17 protein-coding genes are annotated in these 19,101 nt (G+C 70.8%); 1 reads left to right on the top strand and 16 read right to left on the bottom strand.

The window, feature by feature from the left end:
• Positions 1-45 precede the first annotated feature (45 nt).
• The 16 genes from ACFU5F_RS21435 to rsmH form a co-directional block, all read right to left on the bottom strand.
• A complete protein-coding gene (locus ACFU5F_RS21435) occupies positions 46-1,326 on the bottom strand; it encodes a DivIVA domain-containing protein (protein WP_383889523.1) in 1,281 nt (426 codons plus the stop codon).
• Positions 1,327-1,378: 52 nt separating this feature from the next.
• On the bottom strand, positions 1,379-1,669 hold the full coding sequence (locus tag ACFU5F_RS21440) for a YggT family protein (protein WP_059080677.1): 291 nt from the start codon (positions 1,667-1,669) through the stop codon (positions 1,379-1,381).
• A gap of 50 nt (positions 1,670-1,719) precedes the next feature.
• Positions 1,720-2,361, bottom strand: coding sequence for a cell division protein SepF (locus ACFU5F_RS21445; RefSeq protein ID WP_383889526.1), 642 nt, complete (start codon positions 2,359-2,361; stop codon positions 1,720-1,722).
• A 128-nt stretch (positions 2,362-2,489) separates the two neighbouring features.
• Positions 2,490-3,209, bottom strand: coding sequence for a YggS family pyridoxal phosphate-dependent enzyme (locus tag ACFU5F_RS21450; protein ID WP_383889664.1), 720 nt, complete (start codon positions 3,207-3,209; stop codon positions 2,490-2,492).
• A 5-nt stretch (positions 3,210-3,214) separates the two neighbouring features.
• On the bottom strand, positions 3,215-3,943 hold the full coding sequence (gene pgeF / locus ACFU5F_RS21455; RefSeq protein WP_383889529.1) for a peptidoglycan editing factor PgeF: 729 nt from the start codon (positions 3,941-3,943) through the stop codon (positions 3,215-3,217).
• Positions 3,940-5,130 (bottom strand): cell division protein FtsZ, encoded by a 1,191-nt coding sequence (gene ftsZ / locus ACFU5F_RS21460; RefSeq protein ID WP_383889532.1) that lies wholly within the window; start codon positions 5,128-5,130, stop codon positions 3,940-3,942. The genes pgeF and ftsZ overlap by 4 nt, the downstream gene beginning before the upstream one ends.
• Before the next feature lie 279 nt (positions 5,131-5,409).
• Entirely contained in the window at positions 5,410-6,207 is a 798-nt protein-coding gene (locus tag ACFU5F_RS21465; RefSeq protein ID WP_383889535.1) for a cell division protein FtsQ/DivIB, read from the bottom strand.
• A gap of 24 nt (positions 6,208-6,231) precedes the next feature.
• Positions 6,232-7,320: an undecaprenyldiphospho-muramoylpentapeptide beta-N-acetylglucosaminyltransferase gene (gene murG / locus ACFU5F_RS21470; RefSeq protein ID WP_383889538.1), complete on the bottom strand. Its 1,089-nt coding sequence runs from the start codon at positions 7,318-7,320 to the stop codon at positions 6,232-6,234.
• 6 nt (positions 7,321-7,326) lie between these two features.
• Positions 7,327-8,676, bottom strand: a complete 1,350-nt coding sequence (gene ftsW / locus ACFU5F_RS21475; protein ID WP_383889541.1) for a putative lipid II flippase FtsW — start codon at positions 8,674-8,676, stop codon at positions 7,327-7,329.
• 88 nt (positions 8,677-8,764) lie between these two features.
• Entirely contained in the window at positions 8,765-10,201 is a 1,437-nt protein-coding gene (gene murD, locus ACFU5F_RS21480) for a UDP-N-acetylmuramoyl-L-alanine--D-glutamate ligase (protein ID WP_383889543.1), read from the bottom strand.
• On the bottom strand, positions 10,183-11,256 hold the full coding sequence (mraY, locus tag ACFU5F_RS21485) for a phospho-N-acetylmuramoyl-pentapeptide-transferase (protein WP_381200234.1): 1,074 nt from the start codon (positions 11,254-11,256) through the stop codon (positions 10,183-10,185). Before mraY ends, murD begins: the two co-directional genes overlap by 19 nt.
• Complete coding sequence (gene murF / locus ACFU5F_RS21490) at positions 11,253-12,668, bottom strand: UDP-N-acetylmuramoyl-tripeptide--D-alanyl-D-alanine ligase (protein ID WP_383889546.1); 1,416 nt, start codon at positions 12,666-12,668, stop codon at positions 11,253-11,255. Before murF ends, mraY begins: the two co-directional genes overlap by 4 nt.
• A 4-nt stretch (positions 12,669-12,672) precedes the next feature.
• Entirely contained in the window at positions 12,673-14,340 is a 1,668-nt protein-coding gene (locus ACFU5F_RS21495; RefSeq protein WP_383889549.1) for a UDP-N-acetylmuramoyl-L-alanyl-D-glutamate--2,6-diaminopimelate ligase, read from the bottom strand.
• Between the two features lie 60 nt (positions 14,341-14,400).
• A complete protein-coding gene (locus tag ACFU5F_RS21500) occupies positions 14,401-16,182 on the bottom strand; it encodes a peptidoglycan D,D-transpeptidase FtsI family protein (RefSeq protein WP_383889666.1) in 1,782 nt (593 codons plus the stop codon).
• Between the two features lie 191 nt (positions 16,183-16,373).
• Positions 16,374-17,000 (bottom strand): hypothetical protein, encoded by a 627-nt coding sequence (locus ACFU5F_RS21505; RefSeq protein ID WP_383889551.1) that lies wholly within the window; start codon positions 16,998-17,000, stop codon positions 16,374-16,376.
• Positions 17,001-17,141: 141 nt separating this feature from the next.
• A complete protein-coding gene (rsmH, locus tag ACFU5F_RS21510; RefSeq protein ID WP_383889554.1) occupies positions 17,142-18,098 on the bottom strand; it encodes a 16S rRNA (cytosine(1402)-N(4))-methyltransferase RsmH in 957 nt (318 codons plus the stop codon).
• Between the two features lie 339 nt (positions 18,099-18,437).
• Here rsmH and ACFU5F_RS21515 point away from each other — a divergent pair, with 339 nt between their 5' ends.
• Entirely contained in the window at positions 18,438-18,983 is a 546-nt protein-coding gene (locus tag ACFU5F_RS21515; RefSeq protein ID WP_037727961.1) for a carbonic anhydrase, read from the top strand.
• Positions 18,984-19,101: the final 118 nt, after the last annotated feature.

Below are 19,101 nucleotides of genomic sequence, written 5' to 3' on the forward strand. Positions count from 1 at the left end.
GCCCCGCCCTGAACGCTGCCGACGCCTATGGCGTACCAGTAGTCGTCAGTTGTCGTCCTCGTCGATGAGGAACCCGCGCATCGGCGAGGGAGCCTGTCCCATCGGAGAGGGACCCTGCGGCCGGACCGGAGCCATCGGCTGGGTCATGGCGGGCGACATCTGCTGCTGACCGCCGTAGGAGGGGGCGGCCGGAGCGGGAGCGCCGCCCATGCCTCCACCCATGCCTCCGCCCATACCGCCCGGGTTTCCGCCGTACGACGGGGCGCTCGCGCCTGCCGGAGCCATGGAGGGCGCCGGGGACGGCGGCAGCGACGCGGCCGCCGGGGTGCGCGGCGGGGCCAGCGAGTCGTCCGCCTGGGTCTCCAGCTGACGCAGCTGCGACTCCAGGTACGACTTCAGACGCGTGCGGTACTCGCGCTCGAAGCCGCGCAGGTCCTCGACCTTGCGCTCCAGCGTGGCGCGGGCGGACTCCAGGGAGCCCATCGCGACGCGGTGCTTCTCCTGCGCGTCCCGCTCCAGCGCGTCGGCCTTGGCACGAGCGTCCCGCTCCAGACCCTCGGCGCGGCTACGGGCCTCGCCGACGATCTTGTTGGCCTCGGAACGGGCCTCGGCGATCGCCTGGTCGGCGGTCTGCTGGGCCAGCGAGAGCACGCGCGCGGCGCTGTCGCCGCCGGGACCCTGACCGGGGCCGCCCATCGGGCCACCCATGGGACCGCCCATCGGGCCGCCCATCTGCTGCATGGGAGGCTGGCCGCCCATGGGACCCTGACCCATCTGGCCCTGGCCCATCTGCGGCTGCATCTGGCCCTGACCCATCGGGCCCTGGCCCATCGGTCCCTGACCCATCTGGCCGGGACCCTGCTGCCCACCCTGGCCACCGGGGCCGGCGGGCAGCTGCGGAGCACCGCTCGGCAGCTGGGGCGGGCCACCCATGGGGCCCCCCATCTGCTGCGGCGGGCCCGATATGCCAGCGGGTACGGGTCCACCGGGACCGCGCATACCCTGCTGCTGCATACCGCCTTGTTGCATACCGCCCTGCTGCATGCCACCTTGCTGCATACCGCCCTGCTGCATGCCACCCTGCTGCATGCCGCCCTGCTGCTGGTCCTGAGGCTCCGGGGGCTTGCGCATGTTCTGCTGGTTCTGGGCAGCAGCACGCGTGGCCGCGGCCAGTTTGGCGCGCAGGTCCTCGTTCTCGCGCAGCAGGCGCGTCAGTTCGGCTTCGACCTCATCGAGGAAGGCATCGACCTCGTCCTCGTCATAGCCTTCTCGGAGGCGGACGGTCGTGAACTGCTTGTTCCGCACGTCCTCGGGGGTCAACGGCATCTCTTCACCTCAACGTAGTCATCGGCAGTCGGCAAGACCGGATCGTCCACAGTCACCTCGCGAGTCCACCCACGATGTTGATCAGGATGTAGACGATGATCATCAGTACGAAGAAGGACAGGTCGAGCGCCACGCCCCCGAGACGCAGCGGCGGGATGAACCGCCGCAGAAGCTTGAGCGGTGGATCAGTGACAGTGTAGGTGGCCTCCAGAACGACCACCATCGCCTTGCCGGGTTGCCACGAGCGGGCGAACTGGAACACGTAGTCCATGACCAACCGGAAGATCAGCACGATGAGGAAACACATCAGAGCGACCCAGAGCACTTGCCAAACCACGCTCATGATCCGTGCTTCCCTCTCCCCTGTTCCATGCCTTGTTCCGGTCGTGCGTCTCAGCTCTGGTTGAAGAACCCGCCCTCTGCGATGCGGGCCTTGTCCTCCGCCGTGACATCGACGTTAGCAGGCGACAACAGGAACACCTTCTGCGTCACCCGCTCGATGCTGCCGTGAAGACCAAACACCAAACCGGCCGCAAAGTCGACAAGTCGCTTCGCGTCTGTGTCATCCATCTCAGTCAGATTCATGATCACCGGGGTGCCCTCACGGAAGTGTTCCCCGATGGTACGGGCCTCGTTGTAGGTCCGGGGGTGCAACGTGGTGATCCGGTAAGGCTCTCGCTCGGACACGACCTTGGGCATGATCACCGGTGCGTTCTTCTCCAGACTCGAACGTTCTTGTGTGATGGACGCCACGGGCGCGATCCGGGCGGGTCGCGCCGATTCCGCGGGAAGCGAAGTGGCGTGCGCCACCGGCTCGCGCTGGACGGGCGGCTGCACCACTCGCACCGATTCATCCCTTTGGGACTGGTGTGACTGGTGTGCCTGATGCACCGGCTCGTGCCGGCGGTGATCCCGCTCGGGCTCCGGGTCGAGCTCGGGCTCGAAGTCGTCATCGGGGTCGAATCCCCTGCCGTCGTACCCATCGTCCTCCACGAGGCCGAGGTAGACCGCCATCTTGCGCATCGCGCCGGCCATGCTCTGAGTCCTCCGCTCTGTGGTGGATCCACCGACGACTTCCAAGTGCCCGCGATCCACGAGGTCGTTGCGCCCGCCTCTCGGCGGAATGACCATATTTTCTGCTGTGGTCCGACTTCTTGGCGACGTTACCCGAGCCCGGGACGGACTCCGAGTACCGCGGTGCCGACGCGCACATGTGTCGCTCCGGCCGCCACGGCCTCCTCGAGGTCCGCACTCATCCCGGCGGAGACCATGTTCGCAGCCGGATGGGCTCGGCGCAGGTCGGTCGACAAATCCATCAACCGCTCAAAAGCGGCCCGTTGCCGTCCGGCGTACTCCCCGGTGAGCGGCGCGACGGTCATCAGACCATCGACCCGCAGCCCCGGCGCCCCCGCGAGGAGGTCGGCCAACTCTTCGATCCCGTCCGGCCCGACACCTCCTCGCTCCCCCCGGCCGCTCGCGTCGGCGTCGAGCGCGACCTGGATGAGACAGCCCACCTCGCGTCCGGCCCGGACGGCCTCCTTCGACAGAGCCGTGACGAGCCGGGAACGATCGACCGACTGCACGAGATCCGCATAACGCACCACAGAGCGGACTTTGTTGGTCTGCAGCTGCCCCACGAAATGCCACACAAGGGGCAGATCCGAACATTCAGCAGCCTTGGGAGCCGCGTCCTGGTCCTTGTTCTCGGCGACGTGACGCACACCGAGTTCCGACAGGATCCGCACATCGTCCGCCGGGTAGGTCTTGGTCACCACGACCAGCGTGACCTCGTCCCGGCCACGCCCCGCGGCCGCGCACGCGGCCGCGATACGACTCTCCACCTTCGCCAGGTTTCCGGCGAGTTGCGCCTTACGGTCCGTCATGCCCATCAGTCCAGCCAGACATATCCCGCGAGTCGCCCTGTGGCGCCGTCGCGACGGTACGAGAAGTGGTCGCGCGACTCCAGCGTGCACACCGGCGACTGCTCCCGGTCGTGCACCCCGAGGCGCTCCAGCTGTGCGTGCACTCCGGCGCACACGTCGACCGAGGGCGTGCCCCAACTGGTGTCGGCGTACGCGGCCGGCTCGACGGAGGCCACCTCGGCGCGCATCGCCTCGGGCACTTCGTAACACCGGCCGCAGACGGCGGGTCCGGTGCGGGCGACGATCCGGGCGGGATCGGCGCCGCGTTCGGTCATGGCCCGTACGGCGGCGGGGACGACCCCGGCGACCATGCCGGGCCGGCCCGCGTGGGCGGCGGCCACGACCCCGGCGACGGGATCGGCCAGCAGGACGGGTACGCAGTCGGCGGTGAGGACGGCGAGCGCGAGACCGCGCCGGGTGGTGACGACCGCGTCGACGGAGGGCAGGTCGCCGATGCCCCACGGCCCGTCGACGACGGCCACGTCCGCGCCGTGCACCTGGTTCATCCAGACGACCCGGTCCGGCTCCAGGCCCAGCGACTTGGCCGCCAGCTCCCGGTTCGTCGTCACGGCGCCCGCGTCGTCCCCGACCGCCCCGCCGAGATTGAGCTGGTCATACGGAGCGGCGCTCACCCCGCCCCACCTGTCGGTGAAGGCGAAGTGCGCGCCGCTCACGGCTCCGCGCCGTCCTATCACTTGAGGAAGTCCGGCACGTCCAGCTCCTCCGCCGCACTGTCCGAGTAGGACCGGGACGGCGGGACGGGCGGGGCGACAGCCACGTCGTTCACCGGCTCCGGAGCGGGCGCCGGCTCCTCCTTCGGCTTGACGCTGCCGAGCGAGCCGAAGGACGGCCGGTTCTCCGCGGGCCGGACCGGGGCCGGCTCCTCGCGCTTGGCCGCGGCCGAGCCGAGGATGTTGTCCCGCTTGGCCGGGGGCTGGCCGCCGTCGAAGCCGGCCGCGATGACCGTGACCCGGACCTCGTCGCCGAGGGCGTCGTCGATGACCGCGCCGAAGATGATGTTGGCCTCGGGGTGGGCGGCCTCGCTGACCAGCTGCGCGGCCTCGTTGATCTCGAAGAGGCCGAGGTCGGAGCCACCGGAGATGGAGAGGAGCACGCCCCGTGCGCCGTCGATGGACGCCTCCAGGAGCGGCGAGGAGATCGCCATCTCGGCGGCGGCCACCGCGCGGTCGTCGCCGCGGGCCGAGCCGATGCCCATGAGGGCCGAACCGGCCTCGGACATCACGGACTTGACGTCGGCGAAGTCGAGGTTGATCAGACCGGGGGTGGTGATGAGGTCGGTGATGCCCTGGACACCGGAGAGCAGGACCTGGTCGGCCGACTTGAACGCGTCCAGCACCGAGACCTGGCGGTCCGAGATGGACAGCAGCCGGTCGTTCGGGATGACGATGAGGGTGTCGACCTCTTCGCGGAGCTCCGCGATGCCGTCCTCGGCCTGGTTGGCGCGGCGGCGGCCCTCGAAGGTGAAGGGGCGGGTGACCACGCCGATGGTGAGGGCGCCCAGGGAGCGGGCGATGTTGGCCACGACGGGTGCGCCGCCGGTGCCGGTGCCGCCGCCCTCGCCGGCCGTCACGAAGACCATGTCGGCCCCCTTGAGGACCTCCTCGATCTCCTCGCGGTGGTCCTCGGCCGCCTTGCGGCCGACGGCCGGGTTGGCGCCGGCGCCGAGTCCGCGGGTGAGTTCGCGGCCGACGTCGAGCTTGACGTCGGCGTCGCTCATCAACAGAGCTTGCGCGTCGGTGTTGATGGCGATGAACTCGACGCCCTTGAGACCGACCTCGATCATCCGGTTGATGGCATTGACACCACCGCCGCCGACACCGATGACTTTGATGACTGCGAGGTAGTTCTGCGGTGCTGCCACGTCGAAGGCCTCTCGCCTCGAGTTACGTGTCGCCGCTTCCCGGGGTACCCGTGATGCGACGACTGATGCCGAAGTGGGACGGTCCGAACGCCGACCCGAACCCTAACGCTGAAGTTTAGGGTTACCAGTGTGACTGTTCCTTGGACTCTTCCGAACAGGACACTAAGTCGACAAGTGGCGCACGTTCAACGAACACGCCGAACCTCCCGTTTTTCTTTTCACCCTATGTGATCAGGCATAGCGATGCCCAACCAGGGTGCTGGCCTGCGCGGATGCGCGTCAACTCCCCGATGACGCGGGCGCGGTGGGAACGCTCACGTCGAAGTGCCCCGCGTCCGGGGCGGCTTTGATCAGGGCGGTGAGCGCGCGGCCCTTCGCGCGCCCCTTCTCGGCGCTTCCCCACGCGACCGTCCGGTCCCCGGTCAACACCAGCGAGATGGCGTCGTAGGAACGGACCTTGACGACGCGGGTGTCGTGCGCGATCACGGCAGGAATGGCACCGGCGACCCGCACGGCCTCCCGTACGAGCCGGTCCTCCCCGAATCGCGGCGGACCGGCGGCCGACGAACCGGACCGGGATACCGCCATTTCCAGTACGGGCACCCCTTCCGGAGCACGCGAAACCGTGGCAAAACGCACCCCTTTCGCATCCACTTCGACGTACTTGCCCGCATTTCCGGGCGCTTCGACAATGAGGACCGGAGTACGTTCGCGCACTTTCAGCCCGATTCCGTGCGGCCAGGAACGGGTGACCTCGACCGAGTCGATTCGGCGCAATCTCGCGAGCAGACGTGACTCGATCCCGTCGAGGTCGACGGAGATCAGCGGGTCGCCGAGGGGGACGTCGGCGGCCTCGCGCACCTCCGCCTCGGTGAGCACGCGGGTGCCCGACACGGACACCCGCTCGGCCCGCAGCCACGAGGACCCGTACAGGACCCAGAGCGAGGCGCCGCCGAGAAGCACCAGCGCGACCGCTGCGGCGATCAGCGCCCGGGGGCCGGGGAGCCTCCGCCGGGGCGGCGGGCCGGAGTCCAGATCCTCGTCTGCGCCACGTTCGGCGGTGGTCGGTCCGGCCACGCTCCCCTGCCTCCTGCCGCGCCCTTAACGGCGCGACGCGATCGCCTCGTACACCATCCCGACGAGCAGGTCGTCGGCGTCCCTGCGGCCGAACTCGCTGGCCGCGCGGGACATCTCGTAGAGCCGGTGCGGGTCGGCGAGGACGGGCAGCACGTTCTGCTGCACCCACTGGGGTGTCAGCTCCGCGTCGTCGACCAGCAGCCCGCCGCCGGCCTTGACCACCGGCTGGGCGTTCAGCCGCTGTTCGCCGTTGCCGATGGGCAGCGGGACGTAGGCGGCCGGGAGTCCGACGGCGGAGAGTTCGGCGACGGTCATCGCGCCCGCGCGGCAGAGCATCATGTCGGCCGCGGCGTACGCGAGGTCCATCCGGTCCACGTACGGTACCGGGATGTACGGGGGCATCCCCGGCATCTGGTGCACCTGTGGCAGTTCGTTCTTCGGGCCGACCGCGTGCAGGATCTGGATCCCTGCCTGCTGGAGGTAGGGCGCGACCTGCTGGACGACCTCGTTGAGGCGGCGGGCGCCCTGGGAGCCGCCGGAGACCAGCAGGGTCGGCAGGTTCGGGTCGAGGCCGAACATCGCGCGGGCCTCGGGACGGGCGGCGGCCCGGTCGAGGGTGGCGATGGCGCGGCGCAGCGGGATGCCGATGTAGCGGGCGTCACGGAGCTTGCTGTCCGGGGTGGAGACGGCGACCTGGGCGGCGTACCGGGAGCCGATCTTGTTGGCGAGGCCGGGGCGGGCGTTGGCCTCGTGGACCACGATCGGCACGCCGAGGCGCTTGGCGGCGAGATAGCCGGGCAGGGCCACGTAGCCGCCGAAGCCGACCACGGCGTCCGCCTTGGTGCGCTCCAGGATCTGCTCGGTCGCCTTGATCGTGCCGCGCAGCCGGCCGGGCACGGTGATCAGCTCGGGGGTGGGCTTGCGCGGCAGGGGCACGGCGGGGATCAGCGCGAGTTCGTAGCCGCGCTCGGGGACGAGGCGGGTCTCGAGGCCGCGCTCCGTGCCCAGGGCCGTGATGCCCATGGTCGGGTCCTGCCTGCGCAGGGCGTCCGCGAGGGCGAGCGCGGGCTCGATGTGACCGGCGGTTCCGCCACCGGCGAGTACGACATGCACCGAAATTCACCGCTCTCCGGACGAACGTGCCGAGACACGCCGTCGCATCGTGTTCCATCTCCCTGGCCCCGAGGGGCCGCCGCCACGCTTTCTACCAAAGCGGGGTTGCCGCATGGCCAGCGCCGCCCGCGCAGCGGGCTCGTCGCGCGCGAAGGCGATCAGCAACCCGATGGCGAACATGGTCGGCAGCAGGGCGGATCCCCCGTAGGAGAACAGCGGGAGCGGGACTCCGGCGATCGGCAGCAGACCGAGCACCGCACCGATGTTGATCACTGCCTGAGCGGTGATCCAGGTGGTCACGCCTCCCGCGGCATACCTGACGAAGGGGTCCTCCGTGCGTCCGGCCACGCGGATACCCGCATAGCCTAGAGCCGCGAAGAGGGCGAGCACCGACAGCGTCCCCGCGAGGCCCAGTTCCTCGCCGGTGACGGCGAAGATGAAGTCGGTGTGCGCTTCCGGGAGTTGGCCCCATTTTTCCACACTGGCGCCCAGTCCCGAGCCGAAGATCCCGCCCGAGGCGAGCGCATAGATGCCGTGCACGGCCTGCCAGCAGTCGGCGCCGTCCGTACGGGGTTCGGTGGCTCCGATGCAGGCCAGGCGGGCCATACGGTTCTCGCTGGTCCTGATCAGGACGAACCCGATGAGCCCGGCCACGGACAGCACGCCCACGAACAGCCGCGTCGGCGCCCCGGCCAGCCACAGCAGGCCGAACAGGATCGCCGTGAGAATGATCGCGGTTCCCATGTCGCCGCCGAGCATGATCAGCCCGAGGAGCATGAACGCCACCGGAACGAGCGGCACCAGCATGTGCTTCCACTGTGTCAGCAGCCGCTTGTCCTCCTTGCGGGCCATCAGGTCGGCCCCCCAGAGCACGAGCGCCAGCTTGCCGAACTCGCTGGGCTGGATCTGGAACGAGCCGCCGACGGCGATCCAGTTCTGGTTGCCGTTGATCGACTGCCCTATTCCGGGCACCTGAACCAGGGCCATGAGGAAGACGCAGCCGGCCAGCAGCGGGTAGGCCAGCGCCCGGTGCAGTTTGACCGGCATCCGGGAGGCCGCGAGCAGCAGCGCGGTGCCGATCGCGGCCGCGAGGAACTGCTTGCGGAAGAAGAAGGTGCCCGGCAGCGACTTCTGCAGCGCCGTGATCTGCGAGGCGGAGTAGACCATCACCAGCCCCAGCACGGTGATCAGCAGGCTGCCGCCGAGGATCAGGTAGTACGCCGTCAGCGGGCGGTCCCAGGCCTTGCGCGCCCGGGTGAGGAAGCGCCGCACGGGGTTCTCGCGCGGCGGCCGGGAGACGGGCGGCCGCCGGGTGACCCGCTGGAGGGGCGCACGGCTCGTACGGCTACCGGGCATCGGGGGCGCCCTCGCCGCCGACCGAACGGATCCGTCTCACGCGTCCCTCCCAGGGTCACCCGGCGCCGCCAGGCAGGGCCGGGCCGGGTCAGCCGTCCGCGGAGGAGAGTTCGCGCACAGCCTGCGCGAACGCGTCCCCACGCTTGTTGTAGTTGACGAACATGTCCATCGACGCACAGGCCGGCGCCAGGAGCACGGTGTCGCCCGCCCGCGCCAGCGTCCGCGCCTCGCGGACCGCGGCGAGCATCGCCCCAGTGTCGGTCCGGTCGAGGTCGACGACCGGCACTTCGGGCGCGTGTCGCGCGAGCGCTTCCCGGATCAGCGCGCGGTCCGCGCCGATCAGTACGGCGCCCCGCAGCCGCCCGGCGGCACCGGCGACGAGCTCGTCGAAGGTCGCGCCCTTGGCGAGGCCGCCCGCGATCCACACGATCGACGCGTAGGCCGCCAACGAGGCCTGCGCCGCGTGCGTGTTGGTGGCCTTGGAGTCGTCGATGTAGGCGACGCCGTCCACGTCGGCCACGTGGGCGATGCGGTGGGCGTCCGGGGTGAAGGCCCGCAGCCCGTCCCGTACGGCCTTGGCGGGCACCCCGTAGGCCCGCGCGAGTGCGGCCGCGGCGAGGGCGTTGGCGATGTTGTGGGGGGCCGGCGGGTTCACGTCCGCGACCTCGGCGAGCTCCTGGGCGTTCTTCTGCCGGTTCTCGACGAAGGCGCGGTCGACCAGGATGCCGTCCACGACGCCGAGTTGGGACGGGCCCGGGGTGCCGAGGGTGAACCCGACGGCCCGGCAGCCCTCTTCGACGTCCGCCTCGCGCACCAGGTCCTCGGTGGACGGTTTGTCGGTGGCATCCACGTTGTAGACGCAGGCGACCCGGTTGCCCTCGTACACACGGCCCTTGTCGGCGGCGTAGGCCTCCATGGAGCCGTGCCAGTCGAGGTGGTCGGGGGCGAGGTTCAGGACGGCGGCGGAGTGGGCGCGCAGGGAGGGCGCCCAGTGCAGCTGGTAGCTGGACAGCTCCACGGCCAGCACGTCGTAGGGCTCGTCACCGAGGACGACGTCCAGCAGCGAGACGCCGATGTTGCCGACGGCGGCCGTGCGCAGGCCCGCCGCCGTCAGGATCGAGGCGAGCATCTGGACGGTCGTGGTCTTGCCGTTGGTGCCCGTGACGGCCAGCCAGGGGGCGGCATCGGGTCCCCGCAGCCGCCAGGCCAGCTCGATGTCGCCCCAGATCTCCAGGCCGGCCGCACGTGCCGCGTCGAACAGCGGCTTGTCGGGCTTCCAGCCGGGGGCCGTGACGACGAGTTCGGTGCCCTCGGGCAGGGTGGCGCCGTCGCCGAGGCGCACGGTGATGCCGAGCGCCTCCAGGTCGGCGGCCTGCGCGCGGGCGCGTTCGTCGTCGCCGTCGTTGACGACCGTGACGACGGCGCCGAGGCCGTGCAGGACCTTGGCCGCCGGGATGCCCGAGACGCCGAGCCCGGCGACGGTGACGCGCTTGCCCTGCCAGTCGGTCACTTGTCGGCCGCCCATCCCGCGTAGAAGAGGCCCAGTCCGACGATCACACAGATGCCCTGGATGATCCAGAAGCGGACCACGACGAGAACCTCGGACCAGCCCTTGAGTTCGAAGTGGTGCTGGAGCGGGGCCATCCGGAAGACCCGCTTGCCGGTCAGCTTGAACGAGCCGACCTGGATGACGACCGACATGGTGATGAGGACGAACAGACCGCCGAGGAGCGCGAGCAGCAGCTCGGTGCGGGAGCAGATCGCGAGACCCGCGAGCGCGCCGCCGAGGGCCAGGGAGCCGGTGTCGCCCATGAAGATCTTGGCCGGCGAGGTGTTCCACCACAGGAAGCCCAGGCAGGCGCCCATCAGCGCGGAGGCCACGATCGCGAGGTCCAGTGGATCGCGTACCTCGTAACAGGCGGACGGGTTGGTCAGCGTCTGCGTGTTGGCGCAGGACTCCTGGAACTGCCAGACGCCGATGAAGGTGTACGCGCCGAAGACGAGGACGGAGGCGCCGGTGGCGAGGCCGTCGAGGCCGTCGGTGAGGTTCACGCCGTTCGACATGGCGAGGATCATGAACAGCGCCCAGATGACGAACAGCACCGGGCCGATGGTCCAGCCGAAGTCCTGGACGAAGGAGATCTTGGTGGAGGCGGGCGTCTGGTCGCGGGCGTCCGGGAACTGCAGCGCGAGGACGGCGAAGCCGATGCCGACGATCAGCTGGCCGGCCATCTTCGCCTTGGCCCGCAGACCGAGCGAACGGCGCTTGACGATCTTGATGTAGTCGTCGAGGAAGCCGACGAGGCCCATGCCGGCCATCAGGCCGAGCACCAGCAGACCCGAGAAGGTGGGCGGCTGGCCCGAGATCACCTTGGCGAGGAAGTACGCGACGATCGTCGCCAGGATGAAGGCGATACCACCCATCGTCGGCGTACCGCGCTTGCTGGCGTGCTCGCGCGGGCCGTCGTCGCGGATGTACTGACCGTAGCCCTTGCGGGCCAGCAGCTTGATCAGCAGCGGGGTGCCGACCAGGGTCAGGAAGAGACCGATGACCCCTGCGAACAGGATCTGATTCATCATCGCGCGGCAACCTCACCCTCGTTGCCGCTGTCGAGCAGCGCCTGCGCCACGCTCTCGAGCCCGACCGACCGGGACGCCTTCACGAGCACGACGTCCCCCGGGCGCAGCTGACTGCGCAACAGGTCGATCGCCGCCTGTGCGTCGGACACGTGCACCGACTCCTCACCCCACGAACCCTCGTTATATGCGCCCAGTTGCAGCCAGGACGCTTCCCTGCCCCCGACCGCGACGAGCTTGCCGACATTGAGCCGGACGGCGAGCCGTCCGACCGCGTCGTGCTCGGCGAGCGATTCGTCCCCGAGCTCGGCCATCTTGCCGAGCACCGCCCAGGTCCGCCGCCCCTTGCCCATGGCCGCGAGCGCGCGCAGAGCGGCTCGCATGGACTCGGGGTTCGCGTTGTAGGCGTCGTTGACGACCGTCACGCCGTCCGGGCGCTCGGTGACCTCCATGCGCCAGCGGGAGAGGGAGCCCGCCTCGGAGAGCGCGGTGGCGATCTCGTCTGCGGACATGCCCAGCTCATGGGCGACGGCGGCCGCGGCGAGCGCGTTCGACACGTGGTGCTCACCGTACAGGCGCATGGTCACATCACTTGCACCGGAGGGTGTGTGAAGCCTGAAGGCGGGCTGTCCGGCGTCCGTGAGCGTCACGTTCTCGGCCCGTACGTCCGCTTCGCCGGACTCTCCGAAGAGGATCACCCGGGCCTTCGTACGGGACGCCATGGCCCGTACGAGGGGGTCGTCGGCGTTGAGGATCGCGGCGCCGCCCTCCTCCGCGGACGGCAGGGCCTCCACCAGTTCGCCCTTGGCCTGCGCGATCTGCTCGCGGCCGCCGAACTCGCCGATGTGGGCGGTGCCGACGTTGAGCACGAGGCCGATCCTCGGCGGCGTCAGCTCCGTGAGGTACCGGATGTGACCGATGCCCCGGGCGCCCATCTCCAGCACCAGGAAGCGGGTGTCCTCGGTGGCGCTGAGCGCGGTGAGCGGCAGCCCGATCTCGTTGTTGAGGGAGCCGGGCGTGAACACGGTCGGCGCCTTGCGCCGGAGCACCTGGGCGACGAGGTCCTTGGTGCTGGTCTTGCCCGCGGAGCCGGTGAGGGCCACGAGGGTGGTTCCGAGCTTGCGCACGACGTGCCGGGCGAGGGCGCCGAGCGCCGCCTGGACGTCGGGCACGACGATCGCGGGCACGCCGACGGGGCGGGACGCCAGCACGGCCGCCGCACCCGCCTCGACGACCGCGGCCGCGAAGTCGTGTCCGTCCACACGCTCGCCCGCGAAGGCGACGAAGAGGCTGCCGGGCTCCACCTCACGGGAGTCCCGGACGACCGGTCCGGTGACCTGCGCCGACGGATCCGGTATGTCGTGCGTCTGCCCGCCGACGACTTCTGCGATCTCGGCGAGGGAGAGGGCGATCACAAGTTCATCCCTGGGTCTGCTGGATAGCTTCGCGAAGCACCTGGCGGTCGTCGAAGGGACGGACCACGCCGGCGATGTCCTGGCCCTGCTCGTGGCCCTTGCCCGCGACCAGCACGGTGTCGCCGGGCTGCGCGCGCGCCACCGCCGCGGCGATCGCGGCGGCCCGGTCCTCGAAGAGGAGGACCTCGCCGCGCTCGTGCACCGGCACGGACGCCGCGCCTTCGAGCATCGTCGCGAGGATCGCGAGGGGGTCCTCGGAGCGGGGGTTGTCGGAGGTCAGTACGGCCGTGTCGGAGAGGCGGGCCATGGCGGCGCCCATCGGCGCGCGCTTGGTGGTGTCCCGGTCGCCGCCGCAGCCGAGCACGATGTGCAGACGGCCCTCGGTGACCTTGCGCAGCGCCTTGAGGACCGACTCGACGGCGTCCGTCTTGTGGGCGTAGTCGACGACCGCGAGGTAGGGCTGCCCGGCGTCCACGCGCTCCAGCCGGCCCGGCACGCCCGGTACGGCGGCGATGCCGTCCGCGGCGGTCTGCGGGTCGATCCCGGCGACGGCCAGCGCGGCGACGGCCGCCAGGGTGTTGGCGACGTTGAAGGAGCCCGGCAGCGGCGACCTGGCGGTGATCCGCTCACCCTTGGGCCCGACCACCGTGAACGTCGAGTCCATCGGGCCGACCCGGACGTCCTCGGCGCGCCAGTCGGCGTCCGGGTGCCCCTCGGCGGAGAAGGTCACGACCGGGACGGTGGCCTCGTCGAGAAGCCGACGGCCGTACGCGTCGTCGAGGTTCACGACACCGAGCCTGCTGCGTTCCGGGGTGAACAGCTGCGCCTTGGCCTGGAAGTAGTCCTCCATGCCGGAGTGGAACTCCATGTGTTCCGGGCTGAGGTTGTTGAAGACGGCCACGTCGAAGACGCAGCCGTCGACCCGGCCGAGGACCAGCGCGTGGCTGGACACCTCCATGACGACCGAGTCGACACCGCGTTCACGCATGACCGCGAACAGGGCCTGCAGGTCGGTGGCCTCGGGGGTGGTCCGCTCGGACTTGATGCGCTCGTCGCCGACGCGCATCTCGACCGTGCCGATGAGCCCCGTGGAGCGCACGGTCCGCAGGCCCCCCTCGACGAGGTAGGCGGTGGTGGTCTTGCCGGAGGTGCCGGTGATGCCGATCTGGAGCAGGTCGCGGCCCGGGTGGCCGTAGATCGTGGCCGCCAGCTCGCCCATCCGCGCGCGCGGGTTCTCCACCACGAGCGCGGGGAGTCCGGCCGCGGCGGCGCGCTCGGCGCCGCTCGGGTCGGTGAGCACGGCGACGGCGCCGAGGCCGGCCGCCTGGTCCGCGAAGTCGGCGCCGTGCAGACGGGCACCGGGCAGGGCGGCGTACAGGTCGCCGGGGCGGACGGCGCGCGAGTCATGGGTGATGCCCGTGACCTCCGCGGCGCTCCCCGACTGCTCGGCACCCACCTGGCCGGCGAGGTCCGCGAGGGGTGTGGCGGAGACCTGGAGCGGCCTGGGCGGTCCCGGGTAGGTCACGGGAACGTCCTTCTGGGTGGTTTGGGACTGATCAGCGTGTGGCACGGCGGTGAGCGTACCGGGCGCACCCCCGGCGGGGCGAAGCGAGGGTTTGTGCGAGCGGGGCCGCGGTGGGTGGTCCCCCGGGCCGGGAGTGATCATGGTCACGATGCGGTTCCTGGCTGGTGCGCTGATCGGCGGGCGGGTCAGGTGGGGGCGGGAGGCGGGTCAGGGGGTGAAGGCGACCGGCAGGTTCGCCGGCCTCGCCCCGGTGGGCGGGACCTGGAGGGTCTTCAGGGCGAACTCCATGACCTCCTTGTAGATGGGTCCGCAGATCTGGCCGCCGAAGTAGTTGCCCTTGGTGGCGTTCTGGATGGCGCAGTAGACGGTGATCCTCGGCTTGTCGGCGGGCGCGAACCCGGCGAAGGACGAGGTGTAGCCGCGGTAGCGGCCGGTGGCCGGATCCACACGGTTGGCCGTACCCGTCTTGCCCGCGACCCGGTAGCCGGGGATGCGTGCCTTGGTGCCGGTGCCCTCCTCGTCGTCCACGACGGACTCCAGCATCCGGGCGAGGGTCTTCGCCGTCTTCTCGCTCACGACCCGGCTCCTGTCGGGTTTCGGAGTGGGGGTGAAGCGGCCGTCCGGCCCCTTGATGCCCCGGACGAGGGTCGGTTCGACGCGTACGCCACCGTTGGCGATCGTGGAGTAGACGGAGGCCGCCTGCATGGCGTTCATCGACACGCCCTGGCCGAAAGGGATCGTGTACTGCTGCGAGGTCGACCAGTCGCCGGGCGCGGCCAGGATGCCCTTGGTCTCGCCGGGGAAGCCGAGGCCGGTGTAGCTGCCGATGCCGAACTTGCGCAGGTACGAGTAGAGGATCCTGTTGGACTCGCGCTGGTTCCTGCCGAGTTCGCCGGTGGCGAGGATGGTGCCGATGTTGCTGGACTTGGCGAGGACGCCGTTGAGGGTCAGGTACCAGGTCGGGTGGTCGATGTCGTCCTTGAACAGCCGGTCGCCGCGGTGCAGCCGGTTGGGCACGGTGACGTGGGTGCCCGGGGTCGCGACGTTCTCCTCCAGCACGGCGGCCATCGACATGACCTTGGCGGTGGAGCCGGGCTCGTAGGCGTCCTGGAGGGCCGCGTTGCCGAGTGCGTCCGGGTTCGCCTTCGTGAGGTCGTTGGGGTCGAAGCCGGGCGAGTTGGCCATGGCGAGGACCTCGCCGGTGCGGGTGTCCTGCACGATCACGTACCCGCGGTCGGCCTTGGACTTCTTCACCTGCTCGGTGATGGCGTTCTGCGCGGCCCACTGGATGTCGCGGTCGATGGTCAGCTCCACGTCGGAGCCGGCCACGGCCGGGGTCTCGGCGGAGCCCGCGGTGGGCACGAGACGGCCGCCGGACTGGGCGTAGCGGATCTTGCCGTCCTTGCCCGACAGGCGGCTGTTCATCTGCTGCTCGATGCCGCCGCCGCCCTTGCCCTCGGCATTGACCCAGCCCAGTATCCCGGAGGCGAGGCCCCCGTTGGGGTACACGCGCTGGCTGCTGGGCTCCTGGAAGACGCCGGCCAGGACGTTGACCGTGCCCTTCTCCTTGCCGGACCGCTGCACGAGTGCGGACCGCAGGTCTCTGATCTGGTTCCAGACCTGGGGGGTCTGGCGGCGGGCGAGGACGACGTAGCGCGTGTTCCGGGTGCTCAGTTTCTCGGTGAGCTCCTCCTGGTCCGCGCCGAGGATCGGCGCGAGGAGAGCGGCCGCCTGCTCGGGCCCGTCGTCGATCTTCAGCTGTTCGCGCGTGAACATCGTCGGGTCGGCCGTGATGTCGTTGGCGTCGGTGCTGATCGCCAGGTCGACGCCGTTGCGGTCGGTGATCCCGCCCCGCTCGGCGGCCAGCACCCGGCCGACGTACCGGTTCCGGTCGGCCTTCGAGGCGTACTCGCTCGCGTCGACGGCCTGCACCTGCAGGAGCCGTACGACGAAGGCGAACATCACCAGGGTCAGCGCGAGGCTCACCATGCGCAGCCGGGGGCGTGGGCTGCCCAGCCGGATGGTGCGCGCGGCCGGCGGCCGGGCCGGGGCCGGGCGGCGCTGCGCGGCGGGACGGGCACCGGGGCCCGGCCGGCGCTGCCGGTCCCCCGGGCGCGCGGGCCGGGCGGGTCCGGGGACGCGGCGGCGGGGGGGCTGCCTGCCTGAATCGGCCACTTCCGTCACCTGCCGGGGGTCGTCGGGAACTGGGTGGACTGTACGGACGGACTGGTGGGCGTGGAGGGCGGGGCGGGGGCGTCCCCGGCGGCCGGGGTCCGCGCGGGCGGCTGCGACGGCGTCGCGGAGGCCGGGGGCGGGGGCTGGGACGGGGGGCTCGCGGTGAGGGCCGGACTCGGGGGCCGGCTCGGGGGCCGGCTCGGGCTCGGGGGCGGGCCGGGGTCCAGGACCTCGGGCGCGAGGACGAGCGGCATACGGGCCACGGTCGGCCGGGCGGCGCTCGGGACGCCTTCGACCGTGCCGTCGGGGTTCAGGAAGGCCGGGTCCCCGCCGGGGACCATGCCGAGTTCGCGGGCGCGGCGCTGCAGGGCGTCGGGCGCGGAGTAGGCGTCCACGTCGCGCTGGAGCGCCTGTTCCTCGTCGGTGTAGCTCTTGACGTCCTCCTGGAGGTCGTCGAGCTTGAACGACCCTTCACTGAGCGCGGAGTTCAGTACGAGGAGACCGATGAGGCCGCCGCCCAGCAGCAGGACGACGAGGAGGACGAACGGGGTGCGCGCGGCCCCTTTGGGCCGCACGGGCAGGAGCCGCGCGAGACGGGCGGCCCTGCCTCGTAGTTCGGGTTTCCTGCTCACGCGTCCTCCCAGTGAGTTCGGTTCCCGGACTCACTCACCGTCCCCGCGAGTTCGCTTGTCGGACTCACTCACCGTCACCCTTCACGCACCGTGTACGGCCGCCTCGTGGGCCTCGTGCGGCTCATCAGCCCCACGCGCACCTCATTCAAGGTTCTCCCGCACGCGTTCCGCACCCCGCAGACGCGCGGGGGCGGCGCGCCGGTTCTCGGCGACCTCTTCCTCGGTGGGAAGTTCGGCACCACGGGTGAGGAGCTTGAGTCTCGGCTGGTAGCGCTCGGGGACCACGGGCAGTCCGGGGGGCGCGGTGACGGCGGCGCCGGCGGCGAACACCTGCTTGACGAGGCGGTCCTCCAGCGAGTGGTAGGACAGCACGGCGATCCGGCCGCCGACCGCGAGGGCCTTCACGGCGGCGGGGATCGCCCGCTCCAGGACGGTGAGTTCGCCGTTGACCTCGATGCGCAGTGCCTGGAACGTGCGCTTGGCGGGGTTGCCGCCGGTGCGCTTGGCGGCCTGCGGCAGAGAGTCGCGGATCAGTTCGACGAGGCGGGCGCTGTGGGTGAAGGGCTCCTTGTCACGCTCGCGCACGATCGCGGAGACGATCCGCTTGGCCTGCTTCTCCTCGCCGTACGCCCGCAGGATCCGCACGAGTTCGCCCGCCGGGTAGGTGTTCAGGACCTCGGCCGCGCCGATGCCGGTCGTCTGGTCCATCCGCATGTCGAGGGGGGCGTCCTGGGCGTACGCGAAGCCCCGGTCGGCCTCGTCGAGCTGCATGGAGGAGACGCCGAGGTCGAACAGCACGCCCTGGACGCGCGGGAGGCCCAGGCGGTCCAGCACGTCGGGGAGTTCGTCGTAGACCGCGTGCACGAGGGTGGCGCGCTCGCCGAAGGGGGCGAGCCGTTCGCCGGAGAGGCGCAGGGCCTCCTTGTCGCGGTCGAGGGCGACGAGCCGTGCCTCGGGGAACCGGGTGAGGAGCGCCTCGCTGTGGCCGCCGAGGCCGAGCGTGCAGTCGACCACCACCGCGCCGGGCTCCGTGAGGGCCGGGGCCAGCATGTCCAGACAGCGCCGGAGCATGACGGGGACGTGGCGGCTGTTGCTCAAGGGGCCCTCTCAGGTCCGGCGCGAGCCGCACGTACGCGCCGCGCACGCGGGGAGACGCCGGGGTGTCGCCGGTTCTCCTGGGGATGCAGGTCGGGGATGCGAGTCCAGCGAGGGGCCTCGCCCCCGCTCCGCGTCACTCTAGTCCACGGCCTGTCGCGGTCAATCAACCGGCCTGCGCGTCGCGGCGCCTCCTCCGGGTGAACCCGCAATGCCGGAGATATCACCCGTACGGCGGTGATCCGGCCACTCCTGTGGGTTACCTCACAACAAGCCCCGATGACGTTCTTTGTCCTGCCTCACAGAGCGCCCCCGGCGGGCGTGACCAGTACCGTCATGGTTATGACGACCTCCGCAGCAATTCCCACCGGCCCCGAAGGCGCCATATCCGACGGCACCGTCACCGACCGTCTCGTCGAGGCGAACCAGCGGTACGCGGCCGCGTTCACCGACCCCGGCATGGACGCCCGTCCCGTCCTGCGCGTCGCGGTGGTGGCCTGCATGGACGCCCGCCTCGACCTCCACGACGCGCTCGGCCTGGAGCTGGGCGACTGTCACACCATCCGCAACGCGGGCGGCGTGGTCACCGACGACGTGATCCGCTCCCTCACCATCAGCCAGCGCAAGCTCGGCACCCGCAGCGTGGTCCTCATCCACCACACCGGCTGCGGTCTGGAGGCCCTCACCGAGGACTTCCGCACCGAGCTGGAGACGGAGGTCGGCCAGCGCCCGGCCTGGGCGGTGGAGTCCTTCCGGGACGTGGACCAGGACGTACGGCAGTCCATGCAGCGGGTGCGCACCAACCCGTTCCTGCTCCACTCCGACGACGTGCGCGGCTTCGTCTTCGACGTGAAGACGGGCCTGCTGCGGGAGATCGACCCGGCCTGAGCGCCGTCGGACCGGACCGTGCGGGACCCCTCTCCTACCGCCGCGGAGCGGTCCCGCGCAGCCCCGGTTTCCTGTCAATCTGCTGGCATCTCGAAGGACAAAAGGCCACAGATCCGAC

The sequence above is a fragment of the Streptomyces sp. NPDC057438 genome (genome assembly GCF_042802995.1).
In the GTDB taxonomy this organism is placed as follows: Bacteria; Actinomycetota; Actinomycetes; order Streptomycetales; family Streptomycetaceae; genus Streptomyces.

What these genes read in the sequence shown, in the direction of transcription:
- ACFU5F_RS21435 (WP_383889523.1), bottom strand. Translation starts at nt 1,326, where the DNA reads ATGCCGTTGACCCCCGAGGACGTGCGGAACAAGCAGTTCACGACCGTC.
- ACFU5F_RS21440 (WP_059080677.1), bottom strand. Translation starts at nt 1,669, where the DNA reads ATGAGCGTGGTTTGGCAAGTGCTCTGGGTCGCTCTGATGTGTTTCCTC.
- ACFU5F_RS21445 (WP_383889526.1), bottom strand. Translation starts at nt 2,361, where the DNA reads ATGGCCGGCGCGATGCGCAAGATGGCGGTCTACCTCGGCCTCGTGGAG.
- ACFU5F_RS21450 (WP_383889664.1), bottom strand. Translation starts at nt 3,209, where the DNA reads ATGACGGACCGTAAGGCGCAACTCGCCGGAAACCTGGCGAAGGTGGAG.
- ftsW (WP_383889541.1), bottom strand. Translation starts at nt 8,676, where the DNA reads ATGCCCGGTAGCCGTACGAGCCGTGCGCCCCTCCAGCGGGTCACCCGG.
- murD (WP_383889543.1), bottom strand. Translation starts at nt 10,201, where the DNA reads ATGGGCGGCCGACAAGTGACCGACTGGCAGGGCAAGCGCGTCACCGTC.
- mraY (WP_381200234.1), bottom strand. Translation starts at nt 11,256, where the DNA reads ATGATGAATCAGATCCTGTTCGCAGGGGTCATCGGTCTCTTCCTGACC.
- ACFU5F_RS21500 (WP_383889666.1), bottom strand. Translation starts at nt 16,182, where the DNA reads ATGGTGAGCCTCGCGCTGACCCTGGTGATGTTCGCCTTCGTCGTACGG.
- ACFU5F_RS21515 (WP_037727961.1), top strand. Translation starts at nt 18,438, where the DNA reads ATGACGACCTCCGCAGCAATTCCCACCGGCCCCGAAGGCGCCATATCC.